At 57.7% G+C, this 12,219-nt stretch carries 12 protein-coding genes and 1 tRNA gene; 3 read left to right on the forward strand and 10 right to left on the reverse strand.

Annotated features, from left to right (window positions below; translation table 11 throughout):
* Positions 1–12 precede the first annotated feature (12 nt).
* Positions 13–198 (reverse strand): hypothetical protein, encoded by a 186-nt coding sequence (locus ACR0E2_RS03375; protein WP_171228297.1) that lies wholly within the window; start codon positions 196–198, stop codon positions 13–15.
* Positions 199–332: 134 nt separating this feature from the next.
* Between ACR0E2_RS03375 and ACR0E2_RS03380 the strand changes: the two genes are divergently transcribed.
* Positions 333–1,355, forward strand: a complete 1,023-nt coding sequence (locus tag ACR0E2_RS03380) for a LacI family DNA-binding transcriptional regulator (protein WP_480445175.1) — start codon at positions 333–335, stop codon at positions 1,353–1,355.
* A gap of 126 nt (positions 1,356–1,481) precedes the next feature.
* On the opposite strand, the gene ACR0E2_RS03385 is transcribed toward ACR0E2_RS03380, so the two are convergent.
* From ACR0E2_RS03385 to ACR0E2_RS03410, 6 genes are all read right to left on the reverse strand, one after another.
* A tRNA-Gly gene (locus tag ACR0E2_RS03385) sits at positions 1,482–1,555 on the reverse strand.
* A gap of 70 nt (positions 1,556–1,625) precedes the next feature.
* On the reverse strand, positions 1,626–2,453 hold the full coding sequence (locus tag ACR0E2_RS03390) for a polyphosphate kinase 2 family protein (RefSeq protein ID WP_152458042.1): 828 nt from the start codon (positions 2,451–2,453) through the stop codon (positions 1,626–1,628).
* Positions 2,454–2,579: 126 nt separating this feature from the next.
* On the reverse strand, positions 2,580–3,641 hold the full coding sequence (locus ACR0E2_RS03395; RefSeq protein WP_152458043.1) for a methyltetrahydrofolate cobalamin methyltransferase: 1,062 nt from the start codon (positions 3,639–3,641) through the stop codon (positions 2,580–2,582).
* 9 nt (positions 3,642–3,650) lie between these two features.
* Entirely contained in the window at positions 3,651–4,577 is a 927-nt protein-coding gene (locus ACR0E2_RS03400; protein WP_171228294.1) for a methylenetetrahydrofolate reductase, read from the reverse strand.
* Between the two features lie 25 nt (positions 4,578–4,602).
* Positions 4,603–4,899, reverse strand: a complete 297-nt coding sequence (locus tag ACR0E2_RS03405) for a virulence factor (RefSeq protein WP_117868895.1) — start codon at positions 4,897–4,899, stop codon at positions 4,603–4,605.
* Between the two features lie 247 nt (positions 4,900–5,146).
* Positions 5,147–7,033: a PhoX family protein gene (locus tag ACR0E2_RS03410; protein WP_480445176.1), complete on the reverse strand. Its 1,887-nt coding sequence runs from the start codon at positions 7,031–7,033 to the stop codon at positions 5,147–5,149.
* Positions 7,034–7,213: 180 nt separating this feature from the next.
* On the opposite strand from ACR0E2_RS03410, the gene ACR0E2_RS03415 reads away from it, so the two are divergent.
* The gene (locus ACR0E2_RS03415) at positions 7,214–8,326 is read left to right on the forward strand and encodes a Ppx/GppA phosphatase family protein (RefSeq protein ID WP_171115826.1); all 1,113 of its coding nucleotides are present in this window, start codon (positions 7,214–7,216) and stop codon (positions 8,324–8,326) included.
* Positions 8,326–9,048 carry an RlmE family RNA methyltransferase gene (locus ACR0E2_RS03420; protein ID WP_480445177.1) on the forward strand — a complete coding sequence of 241 codons (723 nt, stop codon included), beginning with the start codon at positions 8,326–8,328 and terminating at the stop codon, positions 9,046–9,048. Before ACR0E2_RS03415 ends, ACR0E2_RS03420 begins: the two co-directional genes overlap by 1 nt.
* On the opposite strand, the gene ACR0E2_RS03425 is transcribed toward ACR0E2_RS03420, so the two are convergent.
* From ACR0E2_RS03425 to ACR0E2_RS03435, 3 genes are all read right to left on the reverse strand, one after another.
* Positions 9,045–9,236: a hypothetical protein gene (locus ACR0E2_RS03425; protein ID WP_480445179.1), complete on the reverse strand. Its 192-nt coding sequence runs from the start codon at positions 9,234–9,236 to the stop codon at positions 9,045–9,047. The two genes, ACR0E2_RS03420 and ACR0E2_RS03425, sit on opposite strands and share 4 nt — an antisense overlap.
* A gap of 87 nt (positions 9,237–9,323) precedes the next feature.
* Positions 9,324–11,225 carry a cytochrome c3 family protein gene (locus ACR0E2_RS03430; protein WP_480445181.1) on the reverse strand — a complete coding sequence of 634 codons (1,902 nt, stop codon included), beginning with the start codon at positions 11,223–11,225 and terminating at the stop codon, positions 9,324–9,326.
* The gene (locus ACR0E2_RS03435; protein ID WP_480445182.1) at positions 11,222–12,088 is read right to left on the reverse strand and encodes a YihY/virulence factor BrkB family protein; all 867 of its coding nucleotides are present in this window, start codon (positions 12,086–12,088) and stop codon (positions 11,222–11,224) included. Before ACR0E2_RS03435 ends, ACR0E2_RS03430 begins: the two co-directional genes overlap by 4 nt.
* Positions 12,089–12,219: the final 131 nt, after the last annotated feature.

Genomic DNA, 12,219 nt, shown 5'->3' on the forward strand with positions numbered 1-12,219 from the left:
CCAAGCAAAAGTTCAGCTGCCGTTTTGTGCGTCCCGGTCAGCTTCCTTTTTCAGAATTGCGACAACGAACAGGATCGAAGCCGCGAACAGAACCAACATCTCTCCAACGTCGCCAAGAAACGCGCTGCTCGCAAAAGCACCCAAAGCGACATTTGCGAAATAGATCGCAAAAACGATGACTGATGCAGCGAGGTACATTTCCGGGACTCCCTTCAGAATCGGCTCAAATACCTTTGTAAGCGCTTACATCATAAATGCAAGCGCTTACATAAACGCTTTTATCCCTGGAAAAATGCGACTAACTTAGGCGAACCGGAATTGAGAGTTCGAGAATGTCAAAACATCGGTCCGCACCGACGCTGGATGACGTTGCCAAGGCAGCAGGCGTTTCAACTGCCACCGTGTCACGGTGCCTGAACACCCCGCAACAGGTGGTCGAGGCAACGCGGAAACGTGTTCTTTCTGCCGTAGAGACCCTTGGCTACACGCCGAATTTTGCAGCCCGAGTGATGGCTGCACGGCGTTCTTTCACGATCGGTGCAATAATTCCGACGATGGAAAATGCAATCTTCGCAAGGGGGTTGCAGGCGTTCCAAGAAGAGATCCACAAACAGGGCTACACCTTGCTGGTCTCCAGCTCGGCCTACCAACCGGCCGCAGAAGAAGAACAGATCCGAACGCTGGTTGCACGGGGCGCCGACGGGCTGTTGCTGATCGGGCATGACCGGGACGTGCAAATCTACGACTATCTCGAAAGGCGTAAAGTGCCGGCCCTTGTCGCGTGGTCCTTCCTGCCAGACGAACCGATACCGTCCGTCGGGTTTGACAACAGACGGGCGATGGAGGCTTTGACAAGCAAGATCATCGAATTAGGCCATACGCGGTTGGCAACGATTTCAGGCATCAGCAAGGGCAACGACCGTGCGCGTTTGAGGATCCAAGGGATAAAAGACGCGATGTCCCGACATGGACTGTCGCAAGACGACCTTTCGGTGATCGAAACCTCGTACGAGATTGAAAACGGCGCCGATGCGTTCAAACATCTCATGTCGAATGACAACCCGCCGACCGCGGTGTTGTGCGGCAATGACGTTCTGGCCGTCGGTGCGGTACGGCAAGCTCAGCAGATGGGACTTCGGGTGCCCGAAGATGTATCGATCACCGGCTTTGATGATATCGAGCTTGCGCGCATTGTCGCCCCTGCCCTGACAACTGTCCATGTTCCTCATCGTGACATGGGACGCAAGGCTGCTCAGGCGTTGATTCAGATGATCGAATCCAACGCACCGGGCAAATCTGTTGAACTGCCGACGCACATCGTTGGCAGAGAGTCCTTGCTTGGCCTCAACAGCTAGAACCGGCTTTCCAAGCCCGTTGAGCAGATCCGTGGAAACACGTGCCAGTCAGGCCCGTCAAGGTGGTGGCAAAGCCACGCAGCGCCACCTTTTTTGATGAAATAACAGCGCCTTACAGTCCGGTTTTGGAGCGGGTAGCGGGAATCGAACCCGCGCGTTCAGCTTGGGAAGCTGACAGGCTACCATTACATCATACCCGCCTTGTCAGATGAAATAACACCAGAACATCCAGACGTTCAACCCGGATCGCAACCAACCTTTTTCGGGTTCTTACTCGGTTCGGGCTCGCAGGCTGTCGATCAGGGACTGGTCGACTGCCAAGGTCTTGCCTGCCGCTTCCAAAGTACGGCGATCCAGATGCTGGGGGTTCAGATCAACCCCTTCCGAAAACGCCTCGACAATGGCCTTCATGGCCGTGATCCTCGCATATTTCTTGTTGTTGGACGGGATCACGTGCCAAGGGGCAACTTCTGTAGACGTCCGTGCCAGCATTTCATCCACGGCCACCTCTGCGACATCCCATTTTTCGCGGTTTCTGAAATCTTCATAAGTCAGCTTCCAGCGTTTCATCGGGTTGGTCAGCCGCTCAGTAAATCGGCGCATCTGCTCTTCCTGCGAAATGTGGAAGAACAGTTTCACGATTCGAGTCCCGTCATCGACAAGCATTCGTTCGAAATCATTGATTTCCTGATACGCGGCCCGCCAGCGTGTTTCCGGAGTCAGCTTTTCGATCCGCTCAACCAAAACCCGGCCATACCAGCTGCGGTCGAAGGCGGAGATCGCACCCGAAGGCGGCAGGCGTTCCCAGAAACGCAACAGATAATGCCGGTTGAGATAGTAGTTCCGGGGCGCACCGATCGGCCAGACCTTGAAGCTGCGCGGGTCCAGGGCCTGACTGATCCGGCGAATGGTCCCCCCTTTTCCGGCAGCGTCCCACCCTTCGAAAACCAACACGCCCTTGAGCCCATGAAACAGATAAGCTTGCTGAATTCTGGCCAATCGTGTCTGCAATTCGATCAGCTGATCGAAGTAGACCTTTTTGTTCAGTTTCCTGGTCAGATCCGCATCCGAGAGTTTTGGGGGGTGATGTTTACTCATGCTGCCACCTGATCAATGCATCCTGGATCAGGGTATTCTGAAACCTTCTGCAAATTCGACATTGATCAGGGTCAAATGCAAAAGGCTGGGCGCTGAGCCCGGCCTTTGCAGTCTGTGTCGTTCAGATCAGGCGCGGCGCCGACGGCCACCACCGCGACGTCCACCTACGGGTCCTGCGGCACCCGCTTCGTCCGGTGCTTTGTTGAACCGGATCCACTCACCGCCATGTGGGTCGTTGTTGGTCAGCAGGTTTGCCGCGCGGATGGCTTCCATTTCCTTGCCGGCGCGCGGCTTGGTCGATCCCAGACCGAACATCTGCACGAAGGTTTCATCGTCCATGCCTTCAGGCAGGATGATACCGGCCGCAGCCACGGCCTCTTTTTTCTCGGCGATCTTCTTCTGCGTCACTGGCAACGCCACCGGGTTCATGATTGCCGAGGTCATGCCCGCACCCATCGCCATCGGCAGGAACGCGTTGTTGATGCCGTGACGGTTCGGCAGACCGAACGAGATGTTGGACGCACCGCAGGTGGTGTTCACGCCCAGTTCTTCGCGCAGACGACGGACCAGCGCGAACACTTGCTGACCGGCGGTCGCCATCGCACCGATGGGCATGACCAGCGGGTCAACCACGATGTCATGAGCAGGGATGCCGAAATCGGCAGCGCGCTCGACGATCTTCTTGGCGACGTCAAAGCGCACATCGGGGTCTTCCGAAATACCCGTGTCATCGTTCGAGATCGCCACAACCGGTACGTTGTACTTTTTGACCAGCGGCAGAACCAGTTCCAGACGCTCTTCTTCGCCGGTGACCGAATTCAGCAGCGGACGACCTTCAGCCGCTTCAAGACCGGCTTCCAGCGCGCCCGGCACCGACGAGTCGATACACAGCGGCACGTCAACCAGACCCTGCACCAGCTCGACGATCTTTCGCATCAGCGGTGGTTCGGTCTCGTTCGGGTTGGGGTTCGAGTTGTAGACAACGCCCGCATTGATATCCAAAACGGTCGCGCCAGCCGCCACCTGAGCCAAGGCGTCCTTTTCGACGGTCGAAAAGTCGCCCGCTTCCAGCTCGGCGGCCAGTTTCTTACGGCCGGTCGGGTTGATCCGTTCACCGATCACGCAGAACGGTTCATCAAAGCCCAGGACGGCTGTTTTTGTTTTTGATTCTACGACTGTTCGGGTCATGTCCGTTCCTTAGGAGTTTACAGGCTTAGCCGAAGCGCCGCCGTTATTGATCGCCCAGTTGGCGTTGGTCTTGATCCCGCCCAGCGGGAAGAAGTGCACGTTGGTGATGTTGAAATCCGGGTTGGCCGCCTTGTGGTTGGCCAGTTCGGTCACGACATCGGTCGGCTCATAGGGCAGCAACAGCTTGGAGACATCCATGGCGCGCTTTTGCAGAACCTTCAGAGACGGCCCAACGCCACACGCGATGGCGAATTTGATTAGGGTTTGCAGCTTGGCCGGACCCGCGATTCCGATATGGATCGGCAGATCGATGCCCGCTTCTTTCAGGCTGTCGGCCCAGGCGATGATCGGCTTGGCGTCAAAGGCGAACTGTGTTGCCAGCGCCATTTCGGCATCCGTGGTCTCGTTGAACTTCTGCTTCCAGCGCAACGCGTCATCGACGTTCTTGGTCGAACCGTCGGGGTCGATGTCCTTGTTGCCTTCGGGGTGGCCCGCCACGTGCAGGCGCTTGAAGCCCGCCTTGTCAAACAGACCGGTTTCCAACAACTGCATCGAGCTGTCGAATTCGCCGTGCGGGTTGGCGACACCGCCCGCCAGCAACAACGCCTGTTCGACGCCTGCTTCGCCCTGATACATGGAAATCCAGTTTTCCAACGTCGCCGCATCCTTGATGATGCGTGCCGGAAAATGCGGCATGACAGGGTAACCTTCCGCCGCAATTCGCTTGGCCGTCTTGACCATGTCTTCGATGGGCGTGCCCTCGATATGGGCGATGTAAACGCGTGTCCCCTCGGGCAGCAGCGCGCGGAAATCGTCGACCTTTTCGGCGGTACGCGGCATGACCTCGATCGAATAGCCTTGCAAAAAGGCTTCGACGGTCGGATTTACTGGGCCGCTTTCGACCGCATCACGTTTCTTGAAGTTCAGCAAAGCCATTTCGGCCTCCCATAAAGTCTGGGGCTCATGCCCAACCGTCATTTGCGATCAGCGCTTTGACGCGGTCCTGATCGTATTCCGTTTCCAGACGCACAGCCTCGGCTTCGGCAATCTCGGCAGGATCGCCTTCGACCGCGAAAGGTTCGGCTTTGCGCCATTCGGCCAGATAGGCATCACTGTCCTTGGCGTTCACCTTCATGGCGGCACGGTCGATGGCTTGTTCAAACCGTTCTTCCAACTGCCGCTTTGCGCCACGACGGCCTTTGCCGACGATGACCTGAGCGGGAATGTCGCGCCAATACACGATGGTGACGTCAGGCATTGCTGTGATTCCTCCTAACCCGATGGGCCGGTTCTAAACTTCAATGTAGGCCTGGGTCGGTCGATTTTCGACACACGACGCTTTCCAAACGACGTTTTGCGCCCACTGCTGTGTAGTGGCTTTTACCCAGTTTCCGGGAAAACGCGCATATCAAAATTCTCATTGTCTCTATGAAAGCGCTGCATGAAAAAGAAAAACCCCGGACGGGAAAAACCGTCCGAGGCAAGAATTGATGGGGCAAATGGCCTTAGCCGACCAAACCGCCATCTTCGCGCGTAATGGCGATAATGGCCGAGCGTGGCACCGAGTCCCCGCCTTCAGGCCAATGGCTGTTGCCATCTTCGCCCGGGTGCTGAATGCCGACAAACATCGTGCGACGGTCCGGAGACCAGCTGAGACCGGTGACCTCGCATTCGTTGGGGCCAACCAGAAAACGGCGGATTTCGCCGGTGACAGGGTCGCCTGCCAGCATCTGGTTGTTGCCCTGCCCGGCGAAGTCACCTTCGTTGCCATAATTGCCATCGGTCTGGATCCACAGCAAGCCGTTGCTGTCGAACTTCAATCCATCGGGTGAGTTGAACATATTGTCGGCGTTCACGTTCTCGGATCCGGCATAGGCGTCTTGGTGGACAGTGGGATTGCCTGCCAGAACGTACAGATCCCAGCCAAAGCCAGCCGCAGCATGATCGCCGCCATCCGGGCGCCAGCGAACGATCTGACCGTAGTTGTTCTTGTCCCGCGGGTTCGGGCCGTTGGCCGAGGTATCGTCGCCCCCTGCATTCGGCTTGACGCCACGGTTCTTGTTGTTGGTCAAGCAACAGTAAACCTCGGGCGCGTTCGGATTTGCCGCAACCCACTCGGGACGATCCATGGTGGTTGCTCCAACCGCCGAACCAGCCTGACGGGTGTGGATGCTGATCTCGGCCTGCGAGGCCATGCCAGTGCTTTCCGGCGTCAGATCAAGCCACTCACCGGTTCCATCGTCGTTGAACTTGGCAACCGAAAGTGTGCCTTGTTCCAACAGTGCGTTTGTGTCCACACCAGCAGCATAAACACCTTCCGAGACAAAGCGGTAAAGAAACTCGCCGCGTTCATCATCGCCCATGTAAACGACGACGCGACCGTCATTGTTTACTATGACTTCGGCGTTTTCGTGCTTGAAGCGTCCCAGAGCGGTCAGTTTTCGCGGAGTCGAGGTTGGGTCAGTCGGATCGATCTCAACCACAAAACCAGCACGGTTCGGTTCGTTTGGGTTTTTCGAGACGTCGAACCGGTCATCAATTTTGGCCCAACCGTAACCCCAGTCTTTTGACGATACGCCATAACGTTTCAGATCAGCATTGACCTCGTGATTTTCGTCTTCGGCCGAGAAGTAGCCATTGAAGTTTTCTTCACAAGCCAGGTAAGTGCCCCACGGCGTCACGCCATTTCCGCAATTGTTCCATGTTCCCTTGCACGTCGTTCCGGACGGATCGGCGGCCGTTTTCATCAAGTCATGACCGGCGGCCGGACCCGTAATGGACATTTCGGTCTGCGGTGTAACGCGGCGGTTATAGGGGCTGTCCTTCACGATGCCCCACTTGCCATCGGTGCTCGCGATTTCCACGATCGTGACACCATGCGCCATCATGCCCTTTGCGATGTCGTCATCGGATGCTGGCTTGGCGTCCGGATTGTTGCCCCACAGGATGTCACGATTGGTATATTCGTTGTTTACAACCAGCAGAACGTGACCGTCATGCAAGAAAATATCCTGACCATCGGTATTGTCACCAAAGGCGCGTTCCTGGCTGGCAGCCGTACCACGGGTCGCGTGATCGAACTCTGGCGCGTCCGACCAAAGCGGATCGCCCCAGCGCACCATAACATCCGCCTTGTATCCAGCGGGAACAATGACCTCGTCCGCAGTCGACACGGGAATCGCCTCAAACGCGAAGCGGTTGGAAACCGCGTGAGCCCCTGAAGGAATCAGCGAGCCACCAACAGCTGTGAAACTGCCCATCGCCAAAACGCCGCCCAAAAAACCGCGACGGGACAATGCGCGTTCGACAACGCGATCAAATTCACATTCTTCTGGGCGCGGATTTACGACTTCATCGAATTCGTCGAAGGAAAGGATGCGCTCATCTTTCATTGCGGTCTCCGTATCTGGCTGAGAGCTAATAGATAAACCCGAACGTGGGTTCGCCCATGGAGATCGCATCATTTTGTGAACGGCATGTGACACGCGCGTTAATTTCAAAATTGAAATCACTTGCACGTCAGCAATCCCCCGCCTAGGGTCGGGGTAACTCGAAAATCGGAGGGCGTAAAGATGGCGCCCAAGCGTCCCAAAGGTGCGGGCGCGTTCCCGAAAGCGGTCGAAAGCCCCGCGCCGGCAAGACCCGATCCGGATGCTCTTTACGCGGCACTGGATCTGGGGACAAATAGTTGCCGCATGTTGATAGCCCAGCCCAAGGGAAGTGGGTTCCATGTGGTCGACAGCTTCTCCAAATCCGTGCAGTTGGGCGCGGGTCTGGAACGCACCGGACGACTGTCGCGGGCGTCGATGTCGCGTACCGTTCAGGCATTGCGAATCTGTCAGCAAAAGCTGAAACGCAACAAGGTCAAACGGATGCGTCTGATCGCGACCGAGGCGTGCCGCCGCGCCAAGAACTCGCGCGAATTCATCCGGCAGGTGAAGCGCGAAACCGGCCTGACGCTTGAGATCATTCAGCCCGAGGAAGAGGCCCGTCTGGCGGTGATTTCCTGTGCCCCACTGGTTTCGACCAAGACCGAGCAGTTGCTGGTCGTCGATATCGGAGGCGGCTCGACCGAATTGGTCTGGATCGACATCTCGTCCGTTCCACGGCGCGACCGACCTGCGGCCATCATGCGGCTGCATCACGGGTTTCACACTGTCGACAGCCCTTTTCCAGCGGCCAAGGTCGTTGACTGGATCAGCGTGCCGCTGGGCGTCGCAACGCTGCGGGACCAATTCAATGATGTCGAGGATGACGCGGCCCGTTTTGCGTTGATGAGTTGGTTTTTCGAAGAAAACCTTGCCGACTTTGCCCCCTACAAGGACGAACAGGCGCGCGAAGGGTTTCAGATCGTCGGCACCAGCGGCACGGTCACCACTGTTGCGGCCTCGCACCTGGGCCTCAAGCGCTATGACCGGACCAAAGTGGACGGGCTGCGCATGACCAGCGATCAGATTGACAAAGTCATACGCGGGTATTTAGAACTCGGCCCTCATGGGCGGCGCCGGGACCCTCGCATTGGTGAAGACCGGCAAGCCCTGATCATGTCCGGCTCGGCCATATTGCAGGCATTGCTCCGTTGCTGGCCCACTGACCGCCTTTCGGTGGCGGACCGAGGGCTGCGCGAAGGTCTGCTTTATGCACAGATGAGCGCGGACGGTGTATTGGAAGACGGACCGTTCTGATGGCGAAGACACCAAGTGGAAAAAACAATTCGGGCCGCGGGCAACGCGACCTGAAGGTCAAGGTCAAGACAGCGCGCGGGCGCAAGCTCAGCTCGACCCGCTGGCTCGAGCGGCAACTGAACGATCCCTATGTCAAGCGTGCGCAGTCCGAAGGCTATCGGGGGCGCGCAGCTTACAAGATTTTGGAACTGGACGACAAATTCCGCTTTCTCGTGCCTGGGGCGCGGGTTGTGGATCTGGGCTGTGCGCCCGGCGGTTGGTGTCAGGTGGCCGTCAAACGCGTGAACGCGCTGGGCGAAAAGTCAGGCAAACGGATCGGAACCGTTCTGGGCATCGACCTGCAAGAGCTCGAACCAATCGCCGGGGCCGAAATCCACGTTCTGGATTTCATGGAAGATGACGCCGACCAGAAGGTCAAAGACTGGCTGGGCGGCAAGGCAGACGTCGTGATGTCGGATATGGCGGCGGCATCTTCGGGGCACAAGCAGACCGATCACCTGCGCATCATGGCGCTGTGCGAAACTGCCGCCTATTTCGCCTTTGACGTTCTGGAAGAAGGCGGCACTTTTGTTGCCAAGGTTCTGGCCGGGGGGGCTGAGGGCGATCTGCAAAAGTTGCTCAAGCAGAAATTCCAGAAAGTCGCCAATGTCAAACCGCCGGCGTCTCGTTCGGACAGTTCGGAAAAATTCGTTGTAGCAACCGGGTTTCGAGGCGGCTCTTAATCATCCAGCCGGATAAGATTTCCGCTCAGACGCTGTTCACGCAAGGACGTGGCAGCCATTCCCTGCAACATCAGCGTATCTCCGTGCGTCACGTATGATGGTTCTCGGTTGCGCAGGTCTTCGATGCGCTGGGCTAGTGAAACCGGACTTGAACCCGGCATCTTCCGCATTGTTGCTTCGTTGGACATGGCTCACCTCGGATCAGCACTTTGTTCTTGGCTGTAACAAGGAATTCTGCCGTCAAGATGAAAGAATTCGGGCACGGATGTGCCGGGTCAGCGCCCAAACTGTTGCGACAATTGCAGCAGGTTCGGATCATCCGGCAGCCTGTCCAGCGCCTCTTGCAGCACTATCCGCGCAGCTTCCGGGCCACGATTGATCTGCGCCAATTGAACCAGCATCGGCCATGCTTCTGCCCTCTGCGGGTCCAGCGTCACTACCTCTCTGAACGCCTGTTCCGCCGCCTGCGCGTTGCGAAGCGTCAAAGCCATGCCACCCAGAACAAGATGGGTTTCCGGGGCATCCAGCCTGTTCGAAATGACCTGCTGCCATTCCGACATGCCCTGCCCAAGTTTGGTCCGCTGCTCGGCCGTCAAGCCCTGCGGCGGTATGCTCAGGAACTCTTTGGCGGCGGCGATGCGCACGTTTCGCAGAGGATCAGACAGCAACGGCTCGAGCCTGCGCACCTGATCTGCCGGGCTGGCCTGACGTTGCAGCACCGCTGCATTTGCTCGTATCAGCGGGTCAACGTCCTGCAAAAGCGGCGCTGTGTCAGCGGCGATCTGTGGCGACCCAAACGGTTGCAACAGATACGCGGCGGTCGCTCTGACGATGCCCGGCTGCGACGCATCCATTGCGACCGCAAGCAAACCTTCGGGCGTGTCGAGCTGCCCTTCGGCCGCGGCTTTGAAAACCGTCCCATAATGCGGGCGTCGATTTGGCGATCCCGGAAACCAGCCCTCTATCTGGCTTGCGGCCCAGGCCTGATCCTTGTCTTGATGGCAGTCCGTGCAGGCATCAACGCCCAGCCCAAGATCCGGTCGCGGTATGCGAAAGCTGTGATCGCGTCGACCGTCGACACCCATGTAGGTCCGCTCGATCATGTGGCAGCTTTTGCACTGGGCGCCTTCGCTGTCTTCCGGGTGATTGTGATGCGCAGGCGTGTCATAGTCCTTTGCGGCAAGGGTCACGAAATCCGGATTTCCGGCAGGCGAATGGCACTGTGTGCAAACCCCGTTTCCGTCGGCTTTCAAGTCTGCGCTGTGCGGTTCGTGGCAGTTCATGCATCCGACGCCTTGTGCATACATCCGGGATTGCAGGAACGAGCCGTAAACGTAGACCTCATCCAGAATTTGCCCGTCGGGATGATAGGACCCGGGGCGCAGCACGGCCAGATTATAGGCATCATGGTACGGGGTTCCCGGAACCGGGTTTCCGTTGCCATGCGCCTCGCGCCGGGAATGACATCCGGCGCATTGTTGTATTTCTTCTTCGGTCCGCCCCTTGCCCCAACTCAACAGAAAGCCGGCATTGGCCAGGCCATCTGAAGACCCCTGTTCCCGGACCCAGTCGATATGTGCGGACCCCGGCCCATGGCAGGCCTCGCACCCGACCCCGATTTCGACCTGCTGCGACGTGTAGCTTCTGGTTTGAGGGTCGTAGTTCTTCTCAAAACCTGTGGCATGACATTCGGCGCAGCGCGCGTTCCAGTTCTTGTAAGGGCCGGTCCAATGCAACCCGTCATCAGGCGGCAGGTCCTGATCAGAGTACAGGTGATACCAGCGCTTTTGTTCTGTGTCCCAAACCACATCGAAACTTTGCAACCGGCCCGGTTCGGTCTCGAAAAGGTATTGCTGCAAGGGTTCGATTCCAACGACGGAATGTACGTCATATTCCGTCGTTGCACCGTCTTTTTCCGTTACACGGGCGGAGAAACTGCCCGCCTCATTTTTGAATTGGACGGACATGCCGTCATGATCGAACCGGGTACTGTTGAAATCCGCCACAACAGCGCCGTCAGCGGGGTCTGTCCAGGCCAGCGCATGGTGTGACGCGGCCCAGGCTTCGGCTTCTTGCTGATGACAATCGGTACACTGGTCTGAGCCCACATACTCTGGCGTCTGCGCCTGAACTTCACCAGCAATTGCAAGGCAGGCCAGTATCAGGGCAAATCTCATGCCGTCTCTCCTTCGGCGGCTTTTTGCAGATCAATCAATGCACCGTTGTATTCGGCCCCCAAAATCAGGATCGCCGAATAGAGATACAGGAAAATTAAGGCCGCCATGGCCCCCGCCAATCCAGCATAGGTGGCGCTGTAGGTGGCGAACTGGCTGATATAAATTGAAAACGCCCACCCACCGGCAGCCCACAAGACCAAAGTCAACAAGACGCCGGGCAGGATTTGCGTCAAGCTGTGCCTGCGGGTTGGCAGCACAAGATGCGCCAGAAGAACGGTGCCCGCAGGAACCGCCACGGTGAACGTCCAGCGCAGGCGATCCACGGAAAACCAGTTGGCCACGGCAACTTCCGTGTGTTCAGCCACCAATTTCGTATAGACCGGCAAAACCACCTCGACCGCGGCAATGATCAGAATGGCCGACCCGCCCAGAATGACCAGCACCAGACAGAGAAGTCGGGTTTTCCAGAACGGCCAACTGTCTTCGTCGTGGTAGGCCTGGTTCATGGCTGCACGCACGGCAGCCACGCCGTTGGAGGCAAAGTAAATCGCCAGCAGCCCCCCCAAGGTGATGACACCCGAGCCGGATCCGGCCAGAACGGCCCGCAGTTCGGCCACGATCGGATCAGCGACGTCCTTGGGCCACGCTCCGAAAATCAGGTCAATCAATTCATCTGTGACATAGCCTTGAGATAACGCCCCTGCCAGCGCCACGGTGAACAGCACAAAGGGAAACAGCGCCATCATCAGCGACATGGCCACGTGGCTGCTCATGACGAAACCGTTCTTTCTGCTGAACCGGCGGATCGACAGCCAAAGTGCCTGAACAGGTCGGCCAAACAGGGGATTCGCGGCAGTGGTCATGCTGCAACCCTAACCTGCCGAAATGGAACACAGAACCCGTCCTGGATATCTATTGCGAGAATGAGGGCCAACAAACGCCTGAACGCATTGCACAAACCGGGCCTCGCGTGCAGGATTGGGCGGCGCAGGAC

It is taken from the genome of Ruegeria sp. A4 (genome assembly GCF_056543025.1).

Excerpts from the sequence above, each read along its gene's own strand:
- ACR0E2_RS03375 (WP_171228297.1), bottom strand. The coding sequence starts at position 198 with ATGTACCTCGCTGCATCAGTCATCGTTTTTGCGATCTATTTCGCAAAT.
- ACR0E2_RS03380 (WP_480445175.1), top strand. The coding sequence starts at position 333 with ATGTCAAAACATCGGTCCGCACCGACGCTGGATGACGTTGCCAAGGCA.
- ACR0E2_RS03390 (WP_152458042.1), bottom strand. The coding sequence starts at position 2,453 with ATGAGTAAACATCACCCCCCAAAACTCTCGGATGCGGATCTGACCAGG.
- ACR0E2_RS03395 (WP_152458043.1), bottom strand. The coding sequence starts at position 3,641 with ATGACCCGAACAGTCGTAGAATCAAAAACAAAAACAGCCGTCCTGGGC.
- ACR0E2_RS03400 (WP_171228294.1), bottom strand. The coding sequence starts at position 4,577 with ATGGCTTTGCTGAACTTCAAGAAACGTGATGCGGTCGAAAGCGGCCCA.
- ACR0E2_RS03405 (WP_117868895.1), bottom strand. The coding sequence starts at position 4,899 with ATGCCTGACGTCACCATCGTGTATTGGCGCGACATTCCCGCTCAGGTC.
- ACR0E2_RS03410 (WP_480445176.1), bottom strand. The coding sequence starts at position 7,033 with ATGAAAGATGAGCGCATCCTTTCCTTCGACGAATTCGATGAAGTCGTA.
- ACR0E2_RS03415 (WP_171115826.1), top strand. The coding sequence starts at position 7,214 with ATGGCGCCCAAGCGTCCCAAAGGTGCGGGCGCGTTCCCGAAAGCGGTC.
- ACR0E2_RS03420 (WP_480445177.1), top strand. The coding sequence starts at position 8,326 with ATGGCGAAGACACCAAGTGGAAAAAACAATTCGGGCCGCGGGCAACGC.
- ACR0E2_RS03425 (WP_480445179.1), bottom strand. The coding sequence starts at position 9,236 with ATGTCCAACGAAGCAACAATGCGGAAGATGCCGGGTTCAAGTCCGGTT.
- ACR0E2_RS03430 (WP_480445181.1), bottom strand. The coding sequence starts at position 11,225 with ATGAGATTTGCCCTGATACTGGCCTGCCTTGCAATTGCTGGTGAAGTT.
- ACR0E2_RS03435 (WP_480445182.1), bottom strand. The coding sequence starts at position 12,088 with ATGACCACTGCCGCGAATCCCCTGTTTGGCCGACCTGTTCAGGCACTT.